Origin of the sequence: Guptibacillus hwajinpoensis (assembly GCF_001039475.1) — a bacterium.
In the GTDB taxonomy this organism is placed as follows: Bacteria; Bacillota; Bacilli; order Bacillales; family Guptibacillaceae; genus Guptibacillus; species Guptibacillus hwajinpoensis.
Window position 1 is genome coordinate 1,563,155 of record NZ_LELK01000001.1, and the last position, 20,769, is coordinate 1,583,923.

A 20,769-nucleotide genomic window follows, 5' to 3' on the forward strand; every position below is an offset into this window, starting at 1 on the left:
TTAACAAAAAAAGAGACTCATCATCTGAGCCTCCCATCGCAAATTTATCTAAAGTTACGATCCTTTACCAAGTTCCTTCTGAATCTCTTTCTTCAACTCCTCAATTGTCTTCTTATCTGATTTCTCATTCATTTTGTTTTGTTCTGCTTTCTTTTGAAGGTAGTTGTTTACTGCTTCTTCAATTTCTTCTGACGTTGCGTTCTCTTTTATAGCACCTGAAGATTTTAGCATTTCAATGATTTTCTCATCGTTTGCAATCATCTTTACCTGATCAGACCGCATCTCTTCTTCTACCGTTCCATCTTTTGTAGCGTTTGATATAGAAGAAGCATTTGGCTGTTGCTCTTCATTCCCTGTACAACCCATCATACCCATAAGAAGGATGCTTAGCAGAACAAATCCCATACTTCTCAGCTTCATAGAATGACCTCCATTCTATTTATTGCATTTCTTATCTCATTAGACGTTATGAGTAGGGAGAAGGTTACATTGATAAGAAGAAGGGTCAGGCACATGCCTGACCCTTCTTAATCTATTCTTGTTTCTATCATCACATAACCAAGTATGAAATTGGGATGAACAAGACGACTGCATTTAGGATAATGCCTGTAATCGCAATTTTACTTTTTGATAAGCGATAAGCAGTAAGACCAAGTATCATTCCAACAGCACAGATTAATATAGGTAGAATAACGGGGAAGAACTGTTTTTGTATTGGTTGAAGATCAATCATACCTGATAAGAAGCTACCAGCTATAATAAATGCAAGTCCTGCTGCCGCAATGGACACAATTGAAATAAAGGTACTACTACCATTGATTGAAGTAGGTGTGTTTGTCATGGTATTCTCTCCTTTTGTTTACGCTCTCTAGCTCTAAACGTTTATTACCCTAGATGACTCAAACCTAATCAAATCAATGTGCTTCCTAAGGCAGTAGTTGCTCCTCTAGTGTTATCGCTTCAACCCTTAAGGTCTCTTCTTCTTTCAATAAATGGAGCAAACCTCTCATTACAAGCTCATCAGGTTTTGATTTTCTTGATTCTTCTGAAATGCGATTTGTCACTTCAAGGAAGTAGTGTTCGTTATCAAGCGTATGAATTTTCTCGTATACCGCCTTCCAAGCTTTCTCTCTTTTCTCGAAAGAAGTAAACGCTCCTTCTCGATCCATTCCAACGGAGAATGGACGCATCATATCGTCATCAAGCAATGGCTTGCTTTTCCCAGCTAGAAAATCGTTTGCAAGAATTTCAATCTGGCGAACAATATGATGTCCTAGTTTCTTTGGATCAAGCTCGTTTTCTGATGAAATCATAAGCCCTGTGTAAGACGTATAGATCGACTGCGTCATCCACATCAAATCCCACTTATACGGAGATATCTTCTCTCCATATAGCTCGATTAGATTTCGCTCGAGCCAGCTGAACAATCTTCCCCTCATCCGATGACCCATGCTTTCTAACTTCTCACTGCTTTGCGCTGTTTCTCCTCGCATTTGCATTTTCATATAAGATTTGTATTCAAGTATTCCTTCGAACTGGACTTGGAACTGTTTGGCGAACCGTTCATATGGTGGAAGATTGCCATCTAGTCCAACGACAAATGCACGCTCGAACACGAGTTGCTGATAATGTTCATAAATCGATATAATCAAATCTTCCTTTGATGGAAAAAATGAATAAAGTGATCCTTTCGATATCCCAACGCTATCTGCGATTTGTTGCATTGATGTATGTGTATAGCCCTTAGCGCCAATTAACTCAACGGCCGCTTCAAGAATTGCTTTTCTTTTATCCATTGTATTCACCTCGATGTTCTCATCCTAACTCATAAACCAAATCATACCTCTTCTATTCAAAAAGAGCGAATTTCAAATGGGGGTTGAAGCTTTACAAAACGTATTCCCTTTAAAGATAGTGTAAGGAACACACTCATTTCTTGACATCCTCTATTATCTAGGTAAAATGACTAGTGAGTCAAGAAGCTCAAAAGTTTATGTTTCAGTACTTAAAGGGTATAAACGAATACACACTGACCGACCAGTCGAAAAAGAAAAGAGGAGGCCATTTTATGCTCAAGTGGATTCTACAACGATCCAAGCTGTTCATCATATTTATCCTACTATTTGTTATTGTTGGAGTATTTACATTCGTCCAACTCCCGCAGCGTGAAATTCCTGAAACGACCATTAACATTGGAACAGTTAACACTGTCTATCCAGGTGCTACTGTCGATACAGTAGAGCGCTCAATTACAAACCCTATTGAATCATCGCTTAGTTCAATTAATGGGATCGCTGAAGTGACTTCTTCATCAGCAGCCGGTTTTTCTACAATTGTTGTAGAAGTTGCAGAAGGCGAAAGTAAGAAAGAGATATTTAGCGACGTCCGTCAGGCGGTTTCAGATGCGCAAACTTCTTTCCCAGAAGATGCGTTTGAACCTGAAGTGAATGAATCAACGGCAAAAATGCCGATCGTTTCCTATCACTTGACTAGTGAGAACCGTGATAATCTTTTTGCCCTGCAGGAAGAGTTGAATCGCTGGAAAGATGAAGTTGAAGAACTATCAGGCGTTTCTGACGTTACGATTAAAGGATTACCTGAAGAGCAAATTCTAATTGAATTAAAACAAGAAGAATTGAAAGAGTCAGGGCTGAACGTCACCGATGTTCAAAGCGCCATTAATAATGAATATTATCCTACTCCTCTTGGCAAACAGGAAATGGATGATGAACTTGTGCAACTCTCTGTTGAGAACTATGATTCACTTGACCAAATGGAAGAGCTTTTCATCGGTAAAAACCCCGAAGGCGATTCCGTCTTTCTAAAAGACATTGCGAGTGTAGAGGTGAGTCCGAAAGAACTTACTGACATCATCACATTCGAAGGAAAACCTTCCATCTCCTTCACTGCCTACGTAAAACCTGGTGAAGACATTCCAACTGTGGATGAACGGGTTAGCGAAAAAGTGGACGAACTTTCTGAAGGATTACCTTCTGATGTTGAATTAGAGTCCTACTACTCACAAGCATCAATCGTAAATGATATCTTCGATGGACTATTCCTATCACTTGCCATTTCGGTTCTTGCTGTTATCGTTGCAACATCATTAGGACTTTCTGGATCCGGTGCACTTGTTGTTGCTCTTGCTGTTCCGATATCGGTCTTAATGGGATTCATACCACTTCCGTTCGCAGATGTTGATCTTAACCAGATTTCAGTTATCGGGTTGATCATTGCACTCGGAATTATCGTGGATGACTCCATCGTTATCAACGACAACATTCAGAGAAGGTACAAGCTTGGTGATAAAGGATTAATGGGAGCAGTTAACGGCGTAAAAGAGATTTGGGTATCAATCGTCACCTCCTCTCTTGCCATTGTCTTTACATTTCTACCGCTCATTTTCCTATCAGGCGGTAACGGAGCCTTTATTAGAGCATTGCCGACTGTACTTATTACGACGATCATCGCATCAACACTTGTCGCGCTTATTTTCGTACCAATCTTAAGATACTTCTTGAGCCGTAGATCTAAGAAGCCGATGTCAGATGCACCAGGCCTTCTCGGAAAGCCTTTAAACAAGCTTGCTGACGTCTATGCGGATAAATTATTGAAGAAGTTCTCGAAAAAACCAATTCTTGTTTCGATTATTGGTCTATTGTTCACAACTGCGATCTTCGGATTAGTTGTTTTAACACCGTTCGAATTCTTCCCTGCAGCTGATAAAGAAGAAGTAACGGTAGACATTACACTGCCAATTGGTACACCGATTGAAGAAACGCATGAAACGCTGCAAGATATTGAGGAAAGATTACAAACAGACGATGGCGTCTATGAAACAAGCGTCTTCACAGGAACTGGAACTCCAGGGCTATTTAATAGCACGCTTACGAGTTCTGGCGAGAACACCGGACAGATCGTTGCCCGTGTTGATCGTGAAAATCAAACAACTCAAGGATTGATTGATGACTGGACGGACAAGCTTCGTACTGAATACCCTGAAGCTGAAATTTTCATGGAAACAATCCAACAAGGTCCTCCAGTAGGGGCACCTGTGACGGTAACTGTTTCTGGTCCTGAAATTGACAAATTAATTGATCTAAGAGATGAATTAACGTCAGAAATTGAACAACTAGAAACCGATCTAGTCGTTGACAACGTTGGCGATTTCGCACCGTCACTCGACTACGTTCCTGACCGTGAAGCACTTGAAGAAAACGGAATTACAGTTAACCAGATTAGCCAACAAATCCGACTAGCAACAGCCGGCATTCCACTAAAAGCGTTCGATAATGGTGTCGTGAAGCGGGATATGAACATTGTGCTTGAAGATAGCGACGAAGAAGTGGATCTATCAAGCCTAGAGCTTCCTGCTGCATCAACCGGGGGTCCACCAGAACTTGTCGCACTCGATGAGCTCGTTACAACAGAGCGAAACGAAAAGCTTCAAACCATTCCTCACATTGATGGTGAACGCGCAATTACATTACGTGCTTTCCCAGAAAATGAAGAGAATTACAAAGCAAACGTAACAGAAATTGTTGAGAAACAGCGCGATCAGCTTGAAGCTGATTACAGCATTACACTTGGTGGTGAGAATGAAGCACAAAGTGATTTCTTCGCAGAAATTACCGTCCTCTTCATCATCGTCCTTTTCCTTGTGTATCTGCTTATCGCCCTTCAATTCAACTCACTTTCACTACCGTTCCTTGTTCTCGTTGCCGTTTATCTCGCAATTGCAGGAGCGATACTCGGACTATTCGTTACCCAAACGCCGATCAGTTTCCTTGGTGTAATGGGCATGGTCTCGCTCACAGGTATCGTCGTAAGAAACTCAGTAGTGCTAATTGAATTCATTGAACAAGCAGTGAAAAAAGGCATGGATGTGAAAGAAGCTGTCATTGAATCAGGACGCGTACGATTACGCCCTATCCTTCTAACAGCAATCACATCAATTGTTGCCTTAATCCCAGTTGCCGTATCTGGTGATGCACTCTTCACACCGCTTGCCGTAACGATTATTTCAGGTATCCTATTCTCAGCGATTCTTACACTCATTATGGTACCTATGCTGTATCTTGTCTTCTATCGTTTTAGAAGAAAGAAAATGGCTCAAGAAGAAATATAGAATGAAATAGTGAAAGAGCCTGGGGAAATCCCCAGGCTTTTTTGGGTTATTAAAGAAATAACAGAGATTCGATCAACTAATACCTCTACTATTCTAGGCTGATCTGTTAGTTAGCTCTTTTTACTTTTATATGGGATAAACAATGTTGGATTACTGGCAGAGCATTGCGTGTTTCTTGTATTCGAAGTACAGGTATTGTCAAAGGGAAATGGAATTGCTTGTCTGAACGGTGGCGGGCGTAACCTTGCATGTAAATTTTCGAAGTAAGGTGTATCAACTCTCTTACCACTAGCGTTACGTTGACGCCTTAACTGTTCGACAGCAATTCCTCCAATTTGTCTTCCCATTACAAGTGCTGCGTCATTGTCCACAGGGAAATGAACGCCTGCATAAAGTCTCGATACGGCAGCTTCTTCAGCAAGTTGGTGGAGTCTGTTTGCTTCTCCAGGGAAAAAGTAACTTAACATAACTTCAGCGCAACCAGCTATTGCCGAATGGCCAGATAGATAAGTCGGAAACCTCGGTGTACATAAAATTGGTTCGAGCTCCTGGTCATATTGGATTGGACGAGCAACATCCCACAAATATTTATAATACCAGCCCGTGACAAATGTATCGTTAATTCCCGCTTGAACTGTGTCTAAAATCCGTGCAGCATAAGGAGGCGTTGCACCATACGTATCAATTAACCTATCAATAATTGGAGTCCATTGTTTAGTTGCAACGCCTGTACCCCAATACTTAGCAATTCGGATTTGTTTTGGTGTAATGTTATTTAATGTTTCTTGTACCACTTTCAACTCTGCTTCCCAATCGATTTGATTCGGATCTGGAATGTCGAAATGAATGGGGCCTCTAGGGCTGTAAAATCGATCTCCCCTTCGTTCAATAAAAGTCGTCGGCCATGACCCAGCAAGAGGATTAACAGGATCAGTTGGTGGCTTTGTTTCACCACCATATGGTACCTCTGACCATTTCAAATAGTTATCTCTACTCATGATTATCACCTATCATTCAGTTTTAATATAGTATGAGTAAATTGAAATTGCGTGTCCGTTTTTACTTTTAATATAAAAATAATAGCTGACAAACAATAAAACGTCTCCATTTAAGGAAACGTCTTACTTGTTCTATCAATAAAGCTTTTTAACAAATACAACCCGCTCTTTGTCAGGTCCATCGTAATTCGAGTGAACGGCAATGCCATTCACAACGCGGTTTCCTCCTTCAATTTCAAATCCCATCCTGATGTGATAAGCTATCGATGTTTTGTTGACCGGAGACGTGACACACCGTACGATACTGCGACCATAGAGCTTAATTGCTTCAAAGAACTGATGATACAGTTGCTTGCCCACGTTCCGGCCGCGATAGTTTGGATGAACACCAACAAAATGAATATAGCCTTCATGAAGATGGGTCTGAGATAAGAATCCAATGAGAAAACCGATAATCTCGCCATCCTCTTCTGCTACAAAGCTCGTTGAAGTAAAGTGGTCAAAAAATAGCTTAGGTAACATCTCTGCCATTTGTCTTCCATTCCACCACTCGTTGATTGTCGGAGAAACAACATAGTAATCGGATTGCTTTACGTTTCGAATCTGCATACGCACCTCTTATCTTGTGATCTGTGAATTTATGAATTAAGACTAAATAATAACAACCTGGTTATTCACGAAACGCATTATGTAATTTACTTTCCATTCGCTTCATCCTTTATGTACATTTTAAATCTTACATCGATCATAACCAGTTCTCCCTATCTCTCTAATTACAACGCAGATTGGTAAACTCCTCCTTTTGAAGGGGTCATTTGAAGGGGTCAGGTACGTACCTGACCCCCACCACACTAAACCATTAAAGCACATCCATTTGTTTACAACCTTAACCAAAAGAGGAATGGTTCACTAGTGATAAAGAAATGGAGAGTGAAAGCATGAGAATTAACGCTGAACAGAACCTAGAAAACTACCGCAAAGGCATAGAACAATTAAACGAACATCTACCTAATGCTATTTCTGAGTACAATCGTTTCACAGGTGAATCATTTGAAGGTGGAGAGATTGATCGCCCACACAAGCATTTAATGGCACTAGCCATTAGCATCAAAGACGGTGACGAAGCGAGCATCACGTACCATATGGACCAATGTGTAGCAATGGAATGCACAGATCAACAAATCTACGAAACAATGGTCGTTGCTGCAGGCTATGGTGGTGGTTCTGCTATGAGTCAAGGTGTTACAGCAGGTCTCGAAATACTGAAACAACTACGTAACCGTTAGAATCAAAATAAGAGAGAAGGAAGTCAGGTACGTACCAGACTCCCTTCTCTCTTTTCTACTTTCTTAAACACTATTTACTGGTACTAAAACTTAAATGAGAAAAATAACGATGGGGTTTAGCGCTTTAACGAAGCGGGGGACAGTGAAGTAATCCCCTTTTGGTAGACACCTGACTCCCATTATGTTAACAAAACAATTTTCCCAAGCTTTCCTGACTTCTTGAAATAACTTTGCGCTTCTCTTGCTTCTTCGAGTGGAAAGGTGCGGTCGATGATGGGTTTGACTTTCCCATCTGTTACGGCTTTCATAAGGCGTTCGAATTCATCTCGTGTTCCAAGAACTGAACCGATTAATGTAATGTGTTTTAAGTACATTGTTCTGAAATCAAGCTCTGTTTTCTGTCCACCAGCAGATCCTGATGTGCAGAAGCGTCCACCTTTTCTTAATACGTGAAGAGAGGTATGGAACAAAGCATCTCCCACCACATCCAAAACAGCATCAATTGGACCGCCATTCGCTTCAATGATTTCTTCTGCTAGCTTATCGGATCGATACGATAGAACGTGCGTAGCACCTAGTTCTTTCATCTTCCCTTCAAGCGATAAATCTCCAACGATAGCGATAACCTTTGCACCAAATACATTGGCAGCGATTTGGACATTGAGTGAGCCCACTCCGCCATTCGCACCTGTCACCATCACAGTTTCTCCTCGTTTAATAGCGGATTGTTCAACCATATGCCAAGCTGTCATTCCACTCACTGAGAACACTGCACTCTCTTCATAATTAGGGAGGGCCATTGGAAGACATAGATTTGCTGGCCAAACGACGTATTCCGCATAACCACCGTCATACTCAGAACCAATAAACGACATATCTTCAGAAATATGTTCGCTTCCTGGTTCACCACTAGATGTAAAAGGAAACAGCACTACGTCTTCTCCTTTTCGCTTCACATCCACGTCCGTTCCGATCTCAATAATTTGTCCTGTAATATCAGAGCCAGGAATTCTAGGAAACTGAACGCCTTCAGGACGCCATCCTGATTTCCCTTCTGTTCCATATGCTCCTTCACGCATCCAAATTTCGGTATTGTTGATCGCACATGCCTTTACCTGTATAAGTACTTCGTTTGCTTTGGGTTTAGGAATCTCCCTTTCCACAACCTCTAATTGATCTAAACCACCATAACCTGATACTTGAACTGCTTTCACTTTAATATCCCACCTTCTTATGCTACCTATTTATACTTGCACCATCCATCATCATTCCCGTTTTCGTTACAATTATTTTTCTTATGTAAAGATCTCATAGTTACTCAACTACCTTCACCCCGAGCAACTTCGCAAACCCAATCGCCTGCTCAGGAGAAACGCTACACCCTTCAAGGCACTCTAGATCTAAATGAATCCGTTCAAATGTACATGTGCTAATGTCCACACCTCTTAAAGACGTTTCATAGAAATTCGCATCATGTAGATCACAATTCGAAAAGCCCACTTTCGAGAACAAGGTATGATGAAAATTTGCTCCTTGTAACGACGTTTGAAGAAAGTTCACTTGCTTAAGGCGCGCATCGACAAAGCTACTTAAGTTCCCTTTGCAAGATGCGAAAGACACATTCCCTAATGTCGCTTCAGAGAAATCCGTCCCCATTAGTTTGCATTCTTTAAACGTCACACGGTGAATAAGTCCTTCTTGAAAACTCACATTGGCGAGGTTGCAATTATCGAAAATCACATCAACCATATCAATTTGAGGGAATGTCGCATTCGTAAACGTTACCTTTTTGAAAATAACTTTTGATACTATGACATGATCAAGCTCCTGGTCGATTACATGTTCACCTGTTATCATGCAATTCATCATTTGTAACTCTTCGTCATGATTCACTTCACCAAACGTTCCTTCTTCAAGTATTGAGGGTATTTTCGGTTGCTCAAGCTTTATTTTTGTAGCCATGCAAACAACACCGTTCTAATTATTTTAAAAGATCACTTTACATCAAGCGCCATTTTTAAGTACTCTACAAACAGAATAGATTGCTCTTTTAGCTGAATTTGCTCTTTTGATAGTATCGCGTAGTCTAGCGCAAGGCCGTCGACAAACGAGACAATGGTACGAGCGAGCGTCGAACTTTTGTACTTTCTACTAAATTCGCCACTTTCTTGCCCTGCTTTAATAACATCCTCGTACACCCTGACACCGATTTGGTAACGCTCCTCCCCATACGCTCTACGTCGTTCATCGTTTCGACCCGTAATAAAGAATTCCAAATTACTCGGTGCTAGTGGATCCATTCGATCATTCGGCTCCATTTTCTCACCGAACAATCGTTTAAGTAGAAGATCCCAATGTGAATCTACTTCGCCCATCAGTGATTCATTGTCTTCAACTGCTCTCGATAGACCTTCTTCGAGAATCGCTTCATACAGCTGTTCTTTATTAGAGAAATACTGATACAAGCCACCACGGCTCACATTTGCTTCATCCATCACATGCTTCATCGTAGCACGCTCATACCCATTCTCTATGAAAACACGCTTCGCTGCTTCTAATATGTTAGCTCGGCGCTGTTCCATGTGTTCCTTGCTTACTTTTGGAGACATGATCTTTCCTCCGCTCTATTTTGCTTTTTGTTACGAATCCAATAAAGGATAAAAGGATTAATAGTGATGCGGTAATCAAGAACGTCGGGATTACACCGATCACAGTTGAAAGCCATCCACCAAGAATTGGACCAATAATCGTTGCGGTTGTGGTCACACTGTTCACTACACCAAAAACCCTTCCGGTTAGTTGAACAGGCGTATCTACTTGGACTGTTGCTTGAAATGGAACGAAAACAAGACTTGCCGAAAATCCAGCTACCAATCCGAAGGCCGGACCCCAAAGGAGCGATAGTCCTACATCATAAGACGTTAATATTGCCATCATACCAAAGCTGATTCCGATTCCACAAACACCAAGTAGCATTAAAGAAAAAGGTCTATAATCTGTTTTCCTAGCAAGAATCACTCCAGATACAAACATTCCAACACCAGAAGAAGCAACGAGATAACCAAACAAATCAGGTGAAGCCTCTGATAGCTCTCGAATTAATACGATTAACTGCGAGTCTGAGAGCTGTAGAATGAGGAGACTAAAGCCGAGAAAAAACAGTCCTACAAGAACAGGTGCTTTGGATTTAATAAACAGAATCCCTTCCATAAACTCCTCTTTAAAAGAAGAATGAGGTTCGGCCTTCTCCGTAACCCTTTGAACCGTTTTTGGTAACAAAAAGAGTAACAGCGCGGATAACAGAAACGTACCAGAATCGATAAAAAACACAGGATGTGCACCTAAAGCTGCGACTAGAATCCCACTTAATAAAGGACCGATCACCTTTGTACTTGAATCAATCATCGACGTCACTGCCATAGCGCTTCTCATATCGTGATCGGCAACAAGCTCCTTCAGCACTCCATTCTTCGCAGGAATGAAAACAGCCGAGAACAGCCCAACCGTAATGAGACATACATACACAACCCAGAGGGATTCAGCATAGGTAAGAACTAGAATCACACCAGATCGGACTAAGTCAGAAACAACCATCAAAGCTTTCCGATTAAGTCGATCCGCTACTGTCCCAGCAACAGGTCCAAATAACGCCATCGGAAGTGCTAGACAAAGGATAATGAACGACACTTCCATTGGAGAGGCATTCCACTTCAACCCAACAAGCGTCATTATTGCAACGATACTCAACCAGTCTCCAATGCTCGAAATCGTTTGTGCCATCATCAACGTCACATACCCCTTGTTTCTCAATAACCCCTTCACCCTAACAACCCCTTTATCGACACTAATGTCGTTTTGTTAATTTTATTATAACGACATTAGTGTCGATATTCAACCTTTATTTATTAGGCTCTTTTCTAAAAGATTGTTGCTTTTGAAACAAATAAAAAACCACAATTAGCAGATTTGAGCGGAAGGATGCTCGACTCCTGCGGAACTAGCGGGACAGATGAGACCCCGCAGGAGCAACGAGGAGGCTCACCGCCCGGCCCACGGAAAGCGGATAGGAGCGGAAATTAACCCACTCATGTAGCAACAATAAAAAAACTCTCATACTGCTTTAAAATTCTTGAGGGTGAAAACACCTTCGTTTTCAGCTTTGATCACAAAACACAAATTAACTTAAAAAACTTGTAAAGGAATGGTATCCTCTACAAGTGTCATAATCGTCATAGAAAAAAGTGAGATTAGCAGTTGTTTTGGTATAAAATCTAACTGCTAATACCACGTGATTTCCAAGCTTCAATAGTCTTCTTAAATGTTTCCCCCTCATTTGTGATCATCTGGATTCGCTTCAACTAGAGCGTCACTACGTATCGATTTGTAAGGTCTTACTTCCATATGAACAGCTCACTAGCTTGTTTCTATCAATTTTCCCTACAGGCGTCTTAGGTAATTCAGTAATCAGAATGATCTCCTTTGGTACTTTATAAGTAGCAAGAGATTGCTTCATAAACACTTCTAGACAAGCAACATCTACCGAATTTTTTGAAGCAACAAAGGCAACTGGCTTCTGGCCCCATTTTTTATCCTCAAACCCAACAATCGCAGCTTCATCCACATCAGGGTGACGAAGAAGGATATTTTCGATCTCGGCCGGATAAATATTCTCACCTCCGGAAATAATCATTTCTTTTTTTCTACCTACAATGTAGTAATCCCCATCTTCATCACACTTCGCCATATCACCCGTATGAAGCCATCCACCTTGTAGTGTCTTTTTCGTTGCTTCGTCATTTCGGAAATACTCCTTGAACACATGCTTACCTCTAATTAACAGTTCACCAACTTTGCCACTTCCAACAACCATGCCGTTTTCGTCAACGATCTTCACATCATTAAATAACATGGGTTTTCCAATAGATCCTCTCTTTATCGCAGATTGTTTTGGGTGGATATAGAAATTATTAGGACCAGCTTCAGTTAATCCATATCCTTCTTTAAAAGGGAGCCCACGTTCTCTGAATCTTTCGTAGATCAATTCTGGACAAGGTGCACCGCCAGATAAGAACGCGTTCACAGATGCAAAGGGATACCTTTCAAAGTTATTGTCCGTTACAATCATATGGTACATCGTTGGCACAAATAGAACGATTGTACATTCAAATTCGTGCAACAGTTCCATCGCCTCGTCTGGTGAGAACTTATTTGCTACAATTACTTTCCCTCCAGCCATTAGGACTGGGAGTGATAACGCATTAAGTCCTCCAGTATGAAACATCGGCAGATATGTTACCGTTGTATCCTTATGAGACAAGCCCCAGCTAATTATAGTATTGTAAGCATTCCAATTAACTGAACGATAAGAAAGGATCGCGCCTTTTGATTTCCCTGTCGTACCCCCTGTATAAATCATCATCCACGGATCCTCTTCTGTCATTTCTATCGTAGGCAACATAGGATCATTCTGTTCAATTAAATACTGATCTTGAAAAGAAACGCATTTGATTTTTTTATCAACACACTCGGAAACGAGTTCTTCTGTATATTCATCAAATAAAAGAAGAGCTGGTTCTGCGTGTTCGATTTGTTCTGCAAGTTCCTGACCAGAAAGCCGCCAGTTTAGGGGAACAAAAATCGCTCCAAGCTTCTGACAAGCAAATAACACTTCAATCATTTTTGGAGAATTATGAGCTACTACTAGTACTCGATCTCCTTTTCCTACAGCATTCTCGTGGAAATACGCTCCCCAGCGTATGGCTTTCTCATTCAACTGTTTATATGTCCACTCTTCACGTGTAGTTCCATCAATCAACGCAATCGTATCCGGAAAGAGACCTGCTCTTCGTTCAATCCAGTCAAGTTCCACTTCGCTTCATCTCCTCATCACAAAATGGATGAATAATTAAATCACTACATCATAATGCCTCCATCAACGTGAAGAGCAGTTCCATTAACATAATCGGATTCATCACTCGCGAGAAATACATACGCATTCGCTATGTCTTCTGGTTTGCCAAGTCGCTTTACAGGAACCATTGCAACCATCTTTTCAATCACTTTCTCAGGTACAGCGGCTACCATCCCTGTTTCAGTAAAGCCAGGGACCACAGCGTTCACGTTAATCCCTTTGCTTCCTAATTCCTTTGCCCACGTTTTCGTCATACCAATAACCGCCGCCTTAGCAGCTGCATAATTTGTCTGACCGACATTTCCATACACACCACTCACTGAGGAGGTATTGATAATTTTACCTTTGCCCTGTTTGACCATATAAGGCATAGCTGCCTGAGCACAATAGAAGACGCCATTCACGTTTACATCCATCACTTTCTTAAAATCTTCACTGCTCATCTTATGAAGCATGCTATCTTTTGTTATTCCGGCATTGTTAACGAGAATATCAATTCTGCCATAGACATCTGCAATTTCTTTCATCGTATGTTGAACGTCTTGTTCATTAGCAACATTTAGACGAAAGAACTTAACGTGATATCCTTCTGACTGAAGCTCTTCAGCTTTCTGCCTTCCTAGTTCTTCGTTAAAATCTACGATCGAAACCTGAGCACCTTCTTGAGCAAAACGTTCCGTTGCTGCAAAACCAATCCCGTTCGCACCACCTGTGATTACAGCTACCTTACTTTGAAGCCTCATCCAGTCCACTCCTATTCTTTAGGCTATGTTAATGAACAATGTTGATTTTGGGCTCATTTACGCACTGCGGTGACCAATCGCTTCGAGCAAATTCATTTGCTCAGGCGAGTGAAACTAAGGTTTCACTCGAATGAGCCAAAAATCGAGAAATCAACAATATGAGTTAACATAGCCATTCTTTAAGAAAATCAGCAATGATCACATTCAATTGTTCAATATCGTCAACAAAAGGAGAGTGACCAGATTCACGTAGTTCTTTGAACGTTGCGTTTTCACCTAGATCCTCTATGATCTCCTCGGCCATTTTCTTACTAATAACAAGATCGTGCTCACCTCTTAGAACAAGTACAGGAATAGAGATATTCCGAGCCTGATTTGTTCCATTAGAAAGCCCGTTATGAACAGAACTAATATTAAAGGTATTTAAAGCGTGGTAAACATCCGCAAGATTTCGCTGTGTTCTCATATCATCGACATACGCATCGTATTTGGTCTCGCTAGGTTTGTGATGGGTATAAATAAGCGAATTCCAAATGGTTTTAAGAAGATCGCGATTATTCGTATCATAAGCTTGTTGTATTGGTATTGTTCTTGTTGGATCTTTCTCCACTTCTTCAATGGTTTCTAACCTTTGATCTAAGTTCGGTGTACCGTCCGAATGCGTCGCAAAGAATGGATAGCCTCTTGTCGATGCAGAACCAACAAGAACGAGCTTTTCGCAATAACCTGGGTATTGTGTTTCAAACTGCATACAAACTGCCCCACCAGTAGACCACCCAATTAACGAGAAATTCTTTAAGTTCATCTCATCCACAAATAGCTTCAGGTCTTCTGCAAAATCCTGAATGGAATTAATCCTTTTCTTATAGGAGGATTCACCGAATCCCCTCATATCGATTGCAATGAGCGTATAAGCTTCTGAGAACGTCTCGAAAAAAAGATCCCAATGTGTGGATGAAGTCATATTCCCATGAACTAGTAGAATCGTTTCCTCTCCACCGTCTCGTTTTCTATATCCCATTTCTTCGCCATTCGAAAGCTGAATTTTTTTAACGGTTGGTATTGTAATCACGTTAATCCCTCCTCGGTTCCCCAGATCATTGTTGTCGCTCCCCAGGCATACCCAATTCCCGCTGATACTAGCACAACAACGTCTCCTGATTTAATTTTCCCTCGCTCCTCCGCCAACTTTAATGATAGAATCTGATCGATCTGACCAATATGCCCGTATTCTTCTAAGTAAATGGAATGATTTTCGGTTAAGCCTAGTTTTCGCAAAACAAAGTCATGTGCTGATTTCTTCATATGTAGCATCGCAACATATGAAATATCACTCTCTTCTTTTCCACTCTTATGAAGAGATTTTCGAATAACGGACAAGAAGTTATCCATCGATTTTTGCTCAAGGCGTTTCTTCATTCCTACAGGATCAATGACATCTAGTCGATTAGTGCCTAATTCTAGCTCACGAATTGTAATCGGATTTTTCGTACCACCTGCTGTAACGACAACGTCCTCCGAGAAAGAGCCATCAGTCATGATATGAGACTCTAAAAGCATGTTTTTGTTATTACCTTTTTGTAAAATAAGTGCGCCTCCGCCTGCTCCAAGGTTCAACATAAAGCGAGTTCGTTCATTCGAGTAATCGATAAAGTCCCCATTTCGATAACCACCTGCGAGAAGGACGGTTTTGATATCGTCGTCAGTTAACATCAAGCTTTTCGCAAGTTTCAGAGCCATGATCGTCGTCCCGCACCTAAGCGCCGTATCAAATCCCCAAGCATGGTGGGCCCCGATCGCTTCCTGGGTCTTAAGTGCTGCAGTCCACAGCGGATACTCTTTGTATTCTTCTCCAATATAAATCACAAGATCGATGTCTTTCCCTGTCATTCCAGCTTCTTTTAGTGCCCTTTCTGCAGCTCTAATTCCCATTTCACACGTGTGATCATCTTGACCAGGAACTGCTTTTCGTTTAATACCCAACTTTGTTTCCACTACAGCAATTGGAAGATTCGCTTTTTCAGCAATCTCTTGACCAGTGATATACGTTTCTGGAATGTAAACTCCTGTACTGACGACACCTATACTCATTACTTCACCTACCCTGCGATTCGCTTATTCTTGTTATTGGTCTCTACCTTCGAAGGACGTTTTTTCTTCCACCTTATCTCTTTAACCGTTCCAACAATTCCTTTTGGAAAGAACATAACTGCTAGAATATACAAGATTCCAAAGAAGATGATCCAGCGCTCAAAAATGACATATGACTTTCCAAGCTCGCTTAACCAGTGGTGAGACACCTCAATTATAGCCGCTCCGATAATAGGACCGATCAACGTTCCAACACCGCCGAGAATTGTCATCAAAAGCGCGTCAAGAGTAACATCAAGCGCAAACACACTCGTGTTAACAAATCTAAGCGACAGCACATACAAAGAACCTGAAAGGCTGGCGATCACACCAGCAACCACACTCGAAATTAACTTGTAATGGATTGTTTTAAAGCCAAGTGACTGGGTACGCGCTTCATTTTCTCGTACGGCCAGGAGTACTTTACCCATCGGTGAATTCGTTAATCTCATAAGAAAGAAGAACACAGCTACCATTAAGATGAGACAGATGAGGTAAAAGGAAAGACGATCTCTCATCACATCCGGCACCCTAAATGTAAATCCATCATTTCCAAGTGTAAGAGAGCGCCATTTCTCCGCTACTACTAGAAACAATCCAGCAAGCGCAAGGGTTAGCATAGCGTAAAAATGATTACTAAGCCTGAGCGTTAGCAGTCCTACAAAGTAACTTACGATTGCAGCAACGACCATTCCTACCGCGATCGAAACGAGTAACCACAACATGGTTGGCTCGAATCGACTAAGCAACACGCCTGTTGAGTAAGCACCTATTCCAAAGAACATCGCATGCCCAAACGAAACGATCCCAGTATAGCCGAGTAACAAATCATAGCTCATTGCAAAAATGGCGAGGATAAAAATTTGCGTGATCATAATCATTAGGCTTCTAGAGTCGTTAACAAATGGCAAAAGAATAAGCGCAGCACTACTAATGAGAACCCAAACTGGACTTTTATTGAAATGCTTTAACATTCGCTCACCCCTTTGCACCGAATAAACCCTGTGGCCTCACTACTAGAACAACAGCCATCAAGAGCATGTTTACAGCTAATGAAAGATCTGGAACAAAATACGTCATGAATGCGCCTGAGAGGCCGATCAGCATTGCTGCGAATAAGGAACCAACAAAGTTTCCCATGCCGCCGATGACAACGACGATAAAAGCGAGAATGGCAAAGTCCATACCCATCTCGGCGTAAATAACACCTGAATAAGGAGCTAGCAATACTCCCCCTAAAGCAGCCATCGCTGAACCTATCATAAACACGAGCATAAATACTTTCTTAATGTTAATTCCAAGTGCCTGCACCATTTCTTTATTCATAACACCCGCTCTAACAGTCAGACCGATTTTGGTGTTCTTTAGAACATAATGAACGAGAGCAAATACAATAACGCCAACAAGAATGATGAACGCTCGGTACTTAATGATAACCACATCACCTAACTGCCAGCTTCCAGCTAAATAGTCTGGAGGGGCTGCTACAATTTGATTTGGTCCAAAGACTACTTTCAACATCTCGGAAAGGACGAGCATGAGACCAAGCGTGATTAAAATTTGCTGAACATGATTTCCGTATACTGGTTGGATAATGAAGCGTTCAGTAACATATCCAAGAATGACTCCTGTCAAAACAGCTCCAACAATTGCAGTCATAAAGCTTCCTGTCATCCCATACACCCAGACACCACAGTAGGCTCCCCAAGCAAAAAGACCGCCATGAGCGAAATTCAAAACATCCATTAAGCCAAAGATAAGCGTTAATCCCGCTGCTAGTAGAAAAATCAACATTCCAGTCGCGAGTCCATTTACCATTAAATTCAAAAGAAGATCCATGTTCCCACCTCTTTTCTATGCGATCCCTAAGTATTTGCGTTTTAACTCCTCGTTTTCTGCAAGTTCCTTCATGTTTCCTGTTCCTACACTTCTTCCATCATCAATAATGTAGTAGGTATCTCCAACGCCTAGCGCCATTCTGAAATTTTGTTCCACAAGAACAATTGTCGTTTCATCCTTCATTTCCATTATCGATTCCATCACCTTTTCAACAACGATAGGGGCAAGACCCTTACTAGGTTCATCAATGAGTAAAAGCTCATTTTTATTAAGATAGGCCCTCGCAATCGAAAGCATCTGCTTTTGACCCCCGCTTAAATACCCACCCTGCTTTTTCCAATATGTTTTCAAATCAGGGAATAACGTGAGGATTTTGTCCATTCGGGCAAGCGTCTCTTCATCCTGCTTCTGCATCGCAATTTTCATATTTTCTTCTACTGTAAGTTCGCCAAAAATCCCCTGATCCTCTGGAACAAAGCCAATTCCACGGTTGGCAATATGATAGGTTGCAAGCTTTGAAATATCTTTTCCGTTATACGTAATTTGACCGTCCGATATAGGATTCAGTCCCATAATAGATCGTAGGGAAGTTGTTTTCCCTGCTCCATTTCGTCCGAGTAGAACAGTAACTTCTCCTTTTCTAACCTGAAACGATACGCCTTGGAGGATATGATACTGCCCTATATACGTCTGAATTTCGTTAACCTCAAGCAGTGTGGTCATCGTATAACCCTCCTAGATAAGCATTCTGTACCGTTTCATTGTTCATGATTTCCTGTGGCGATCCTTCTTCAAGTAACCTGCCATTGAACAGGACAATAATTCGATCTGAAAGATTCATAATCATATCCATCTTGTGTTCAATCAATAGAATCGTTCGATTACCTGACGATTTAATATCCTCGATAATCTTTAAGATCGCAGGAACTTCCTCTAGCGACATACCTGCTGTTGGCTCATCAAGTAAGAGTAGCTCTGTCTTTAATGCTAGCAGCATGGCAATCTCGAGTTTTCGCTTTTCTCCATGAGCTAGATTACTTGCAAGTGCGTCAGCCTGTTTAGCCATCATGACCTGTTCTAATAAATAATAAGCTTCTTCGTTCATTTTCTTATACGAACGAAAGTGCTTAATCATTTGATACCGCACCCCTGCTTGCGATTGAACCGCAAGTCGGACGTTTTCAAGAACTGTTAAGTTCGGAAAAACATTCGTGATTTGAAAAGAACGTCCTATTCCTTTTCGAGTTCGGATTGTAGAGGGAAGCCTTGTAATGTCTTCATTTTTGAATAGAATGCTCCCTTTTGTAGGTTTAAGCTGACCGCTCAATAGATTAAACAATGTCGTTTTACCAGCACCATTCGGTCCGATGATTGAAGTAAATGATTTCTCTTCAATTGAGAGATTAATTGAATTGACTGCGACCTGTCCGCCAAACGCAATCGTTAGATCCTGTGTTTTCAAAATACTCATGTTTTCAAATCCTCCCAACATGGAAAGGGGCTGCGCTGAAGTTCAGCAACAGCACCTTTTCTCATTAGCTCCTTAGTTACGAATAGGTGGGGCTGTTTCTTCAGGTGTGAGCTCACGAATGAGCACTGGTACAGGATGGTCAACTCCATCTTGCTTCTCGAGTTTCACGGCATACATCGTTTGTAGTGCTTGGTGATCTTCTTCACGGAAAGTCATCGTACCTTTAGGCGTTTCAAACGACATACCCTCCATCACATCAATGAGGCCATCAGCCGTGGCGTCTCCACCTGTTTCCTTTAACGCTTCTACAATCGAAATCGCAGAACTCATTCCACCAGGTGTGAAAAGGTCAGGAAGTGCTCCGTCATAACGCTTCTTATGTTCGTCAACTAGCCAATCATTAACTTCATTGTCCGGTAAACTATGATAATAGACAGAGAATCCTTCCATTCCAATTAGCGGTTCCATCGTTTTTAAAGCAGAGATGTCAGGAGCACCCGTCGAAATTTTGATTCCTTTCTCCTGAAGCTTCATGTCACTGATTTGGTTCCAAGGTGAATTGGCTCCTGCCCAGATTACAAACAAGTAATCGGGATCTGCTTCAATAATTTTCTGGATATTAGATGTGAAATCAGTCGCGGTTGGATCAGCGTATTCTTCTAGTACCACTTCAGATCCGAGTTCCTCTGCAGCTTCTTTAAAGGCAGCTACTCCATCGATCCCAAAAGAATAATCAGGTGCAAACGTTGCGATCTTAACTCCTTCGCCTCCGATTGCTTTTGCTCCAGCAATCGCATCCTGTGAGGAGTTACGAGCTGTTCTGAAAATATACTCGTTAAACTCTGAACCTGTAATACTATCTGCTACCGCAGGTTCAACGATCATGATTCGCTCGTACTCTTCTGCAAGCGGAAGCACAGCGAGCGTATCTCCAGAGCTCGAAGACCCTACAAGAAAATCCACTTCATCTTCTTCCAGAAGCTTAGTCGCCTTTTGTACAGCAACTTCTGGTTTGGTTTCAGTATCTTCATAGACCACTTCGATTTTTTTACCTTCTACCTCCATTGATCCATCTGTTGCATAATCAAGTCCAAGCTCGAATCCTTGCTTTGTTTGATTCCCATAGGTCTCAAGTGCACCAGTTAATGAAGCAAGCACACCAATTTTAATCGTTTCTTCAGCATCTCCATTCTCCTGTCCAGAAGATTCGGAGTTGGAACTACAGGCACCAAGAACAAGAGACAATGACATTACCATTGATAA

Annotated in this window: 20 protein-coding genes; 2 read left to right on the plus strand and 18 right to left on the minus strand. The window is 41.5% G+C overall.

Annotated elements, in window-relative coordinates; all coding sequences use genetic code 11:
• Positions 1 to 54: 54 nt before the first annotated feature.
• From AB986_RS07860 to AB986_RS07870, 3 genes are all read right to left on the minus strand, one after another.
• Positions 55 to 420, minus strand: coding sequence for a hypothetical protein (locus tag AB986_RS07860; RefSeq protein ID WP_048310306.1), 366 nt, complete (start codon positions 418 to 420; stop codon positions 55 to 57).
• Positions 421 to 550: 130 nt separating this feature from the next.
• Positions 551 to 841 carry a hypothetical protein gene (locus AB986_RS07865; RefSeq protein WP_048310307.1) on the minus strand — a complete coding sequence of 97 codons (291 nt, stop codon included), beginning with the start codon at positions 839 to 841 and terminating at the stop codon, positions 551 to 553.
• An 85-nt stretch (positions 842 to 926) separates the two neighbouring features.
• Positions 927 to 1,796: a TetR/AcrR family transcriptional regulator gene (locus AB986_RS07870; RefSeq protein WP_048310308.1), complete on the minus strand. Its 870-nt coding sequence runs from the start codon at positions 1,794 to 1,796 to the stop codon at positions 927 to 929.
• A gap of 272 nt (positions 1,797 to 2,068) precedes the next feature.
• On the opposite strand from AB986_RS07870, the gene AB986_RS07875 reads away from it, so the two are divergent.
• Positions 2,069 to 5,128, plus strand: a complete 3,060-nt coding sequence (locus AB986_RS07875) for an efflux RND transporter permease subunit (RefSeq protein ID WP_048310309.1) — start codon at positions 2,069 to 2,071, stop codon at positions 5,126 to 5,128.
• Positions 5,129 to 5,238: 110 nt separating this feature from the next.
• Here the strand turns inward: AB986_RS07875 and AB986_RS07880 are convergent, their stop codons facing one another.
• Positions 5,239 to 6,126 (minus strand): vanadium-dependent haloperoxidase, encoded by an 888-nt coding sequence (locus AB986_RS07880; RefSeq protein ID WP_048310310.1) that lies wholly within the window; start codon positions 6,124 to 6,126, stop codon positions 5,239 to 5,241.
• A 135-nt stretch (positions 6,127 to 6,261) separates the two neighbouring features.
• Positions 6,262 to 6,735, minus strand: coding sequence for a GNAT family N-acetyltransferase (locus AB986_RS07885; RefSeq protein ID WP_048310311.1), 474 nt, complete (start codon positions 6,733 to 6,735; stop codon positions 6,262 to 6,264).
• A 329-nt stretch (positions 6,736 to 7,064) separates the two neighbouring features.
• Here AB986_RS07885 and AB986_RS07890 point away from each other — a divergent pair, with 329 nt between their 5' ends.
• The gene (locus AB986_RS07890) at positions 7,065 to 7,412 is read left to right on the plus strand and encodes a carboxymuconolactone decarboxylase family protein (protein ID WP_048310312.1); all 348 of its coding nucleotides are present in this window, start codon (positions 7,065 to 7,067) and stop codon (positions 7,410 to 7,412) included.
• A gap of 179 nt (positions 7,413 to 7,591) precedes the next feature.
• On the opposite strand, the gene AB986_RS07895 is transcribed toward AB986_RS07890, so the two are convergent.
• The 13 genes from AB986_RS07895 to AB986_RS07955 form a co-directional block, all read right to left on the minus strand.
• Entirely contained in the window at positions 7,592 to 8,626 is a 1,035-nt protein-coding gene (locus AB986_RS07895) for a zinc-binding dehydrogenase (RefSeq protein ID WP_048310313.1), read from the minus strand.
• A 100-nt stretch (positions 8,627 to 8,726) separates the two neighbouring features.
• Positions 8,727 to 9,374 carry a pentapeptide repeat-containing protein gene (locus AB986_RS07900; RefSeq protein ID WP_048310314.1) on the minus strand — a complete coding sequence of 216 codons (648 nt, stop codon included), beginning with the start codon at positions 9,372 to 9,374 and terminating at the stop codon, positions 8,727 to 8,729.
• 32 nt (positions 9,375 to 9,406) lie between these two features.
• On the minus strand, positions 9,407 to 10,021 hold the full coding sequence (locus AB986_RS07905; protein WP_048310315.1) for a TetR/AcrR family transcriptional regulator: 615 nt from the start codon (positions 10,019 to 10,021) through the stop codon (positions 9,407 to 9,409).
• Positions 9,975 to 11,234: an MFS transporter gene (locus AB986_RS07910; protein ID WP_236690319.1), complete on the minus strand. Its 1,260-nt coding sequence runs from the start codon at positions 11,232 to 11,234 to the stop codon at positions 9,975 to 9,977. The genes AB986_RS07905 and AB986_RS07910 overlap by 47 nt, the downstream gene beginning before the upstream one ends.
• Before the next feature lie 547 nt (positions 11,235 to 11,781).
• Positions 11,782 to 13,281 carry a class I adenylate-forming enzyme family protein gene (locus AB986_RS07915; RefSeq protein ID WP_048310316.1) on the minus strand — a complete coding sequence of 500 codons (1,500 nt, stop codon included), beginning with the start codon at positions 13,279 to 13,281 and terminating at the stop codon, positions 11,782 to 11,784.
• Between the two features lie 44 nt (positions 13,282 to 13,325).
• Entirely contained in the window at positions 13,326 to 14,066 is a 741-nt protein-coding gene (gene fabG, locus AB986_RS07920) for a 3-oxoacyl-ACP reductase FabG (protein WP_048310317.1), read from the minus strand.
• A 163-nt stretch (positions 14,067 to 14,229) separates the two neighbouring features.
• Complete coding sequence (gene phaZ / locus AB986_RS07925; RefSeq protein WP_486606293.1) at positions 14,230 to 15,135, minus strand: intracellular short-chain-length polyhydroxyalkanoate depolymerase; 906 nt, start codon at positions 15,133 to 15,135, stop codon at positions 14,230 to 14,232.
• Positions 15,135 to 16,157: a 3-oxoacyl-ACP synthase gene (locus AB986_RS07930; protein ID WP_048310318.1), complete on the minus strand. Its 1,023-nt coding sequence runs from the start codon at positions 16,155 to 16,157 to the stop codon at positions 15,135 to 15,137. Before AB986_RS07930 ends, phaZ begins: the two co-directional genes overlap by 1 nt.
• An 8-nt stretch (positions 16,158 to 16,165) precedes the next feature.
• A complete protein-coding gene (locus tag AB986_RS07935; protein WP_048310319.1) occupies positions 16,166 to 17,170 on the minus strand; it encodes a branched-chain amino acid ABC transporter permease in 1,005 nt (334 codons plus the stop codon).
• Between the two features lie 4 nt (positions 17,171 to 17,174).
• The gene (locus AB986_RS07940; protein WP_048310320.1) at positions 17,175 to 18,035 is read right to left on the minus strand and encodes a branched-chain amino acid ABC transporter permease; all 861 of its coding nucleotides are present in this window, start codon (positions 18,033 to 18,035) and stop codon (positions 17,175 to 17,177) included.
• A 15-nt stretch (positions 18,036 to 18,050) separates the two neighbouring features.
• Positions 18,051 to 18,758 carry an ABC transporter ATP-binding protein gene (locus AB986_RS07945; RefSeq protein WP_048310321.1) on the minus strand — a complete coding sequence of 236 codons (708 nt, stop codon included), beginning with the start codon at positions 18,756 to 18,758 and terminating at the stop codon, positions 18,051 to 18,053.
• Positions 18,742 to 19,506 (minus strand): ABC transporter ATP-binding protein, encoded by a 765-nt coding sequence (locus AB986_RS07950; protein WP_048310322.1) that lies wholly within the window; start codon positions 19,504 to 19,506, stop codon positions 18,742 to 18,744. The genes AB986_RS07945 and AB986_RS07950 overlap by 17 nt, the downstream gene beginning before the upstream one ends.
• 72 nt (positions 19,507 to 19,578) lie before the next feature.
• Entirely contained in the window at positions 19,579 to 20,763 is a 1,185-nt protein-coding gene (locus tag AB986_RS07955) for a substrate-binding domain-containing protein (protein ID WP_048310996.1), read from the minus strand.
• Positions 20,764 to 20,769 lie beyond the last annotated feature (6 nt).

Coding starts and splice junctions, on each gene's coding strand:
- AB986_RS07860 (WP_048310306.1), bottom strand. CDS start 420: ATGAAGCTGAGAAGTATGGGATTTGTTCTGCTAAGCATCCTTCTTATG.
- AB986_RS07865 (WP_048310307.1), bottom strand. CDS start 841: ATGACAAACACACCTACTTCAATCAATGGTAGTAGTACCTTTATTTCA.
- AB986_RS07870 (WP_048310308.1), bottom strand. CDS start 1,796: ATGGATAAAAGAAAAGCAATTCTTGAAGCGGCCGTTGAGTTAATTGGC.
- AB986_RS07875 (WP_048310309.1), top strand. CDS start 2,069: ATGCTCAAGTGGATTCTACAACGATCCAAGCTGTTCATCATATTTATC.
- AB986_RS07880 (WP_048310310.1), bottom strand. CDS start 6,126: ATGAGTAGAGATAACTATTTGAAATGGTCAGAGGTACCATATGGTGGT.
- AB986_RS07885 (WP_048310311.1), bottom strand. CDS start 6,735: ATGCAGATTCGAAACGTAAAGCAATCCGATTACTATGTTGTTTCTCCG.
- AB986_RS07890 (WP_048310312.1), top strand. CDS start 7,065: ATGAGAATTAACGCTGAACAGAACCTAGAAAACTACCGCAAAGGCATA.
- AB986_RS07900 (WP_048310314.1), bottom strand. CDS start 9,374: ATGGCTACAAAAATAAAGCTTGAGCAACCGAAAATACCCTCAATACTT.
- AB986_RS07905 (WP_048310315.1), bottom strand. CDS start 10,021: ATGTCTCCAAAAGTAAGCAAGGAACACATGGAACAGCGCCGAGCTAAC.
- fabG (WP_048310317.1), bottom strand. CDS start 14,066: ATGAGGCTTCAAAGTAAGGTAGCTGTAATCACAGGTGGTGCGAACGGG.
- AB986_RS07930 (WP_048310318.1), bottom strand. CDS start 16,157: ATGAGTATAGGTGTCGTCAGTACAGGAGTTTACATTCCAGAAACGTAT.
- AB986_RS07935 (WP_048310319.1), bottom strand. CDS start 17,170: ATGTTAAAGCATTTCAATAAAAGTCCAGTTTGGGTTCTCATTAGTAGT.
- AB986_RS07940 (WP_048310320.1), bottom strand. CDS start 18,035: ATGGATCTTCTTTTGAATTTAATGGTAAATGGACTCGCGACTGGAATG.
- AB986_RS07945 (WP_048310321.1), bottom strand. CDS start 18,758: ATGACCACACTGCTTGAGGTTAACGAAATTCAGACGTATATAGGGCAG.
- AB986_RS07950 (WP_048310322.1), bottom strand. CDS start 19,506: ATGAGTATTTTGAAAACACAGGATCTAACGATTGCGTTTGGCGGACAG.
- AB986_RS07955 (WP_048310996.1), bottom strand. CDS start 20,763: ATGGTAATGTCATTGTCTCTTGTTCTTGGTGCCTGTAGTTCCAACTCC.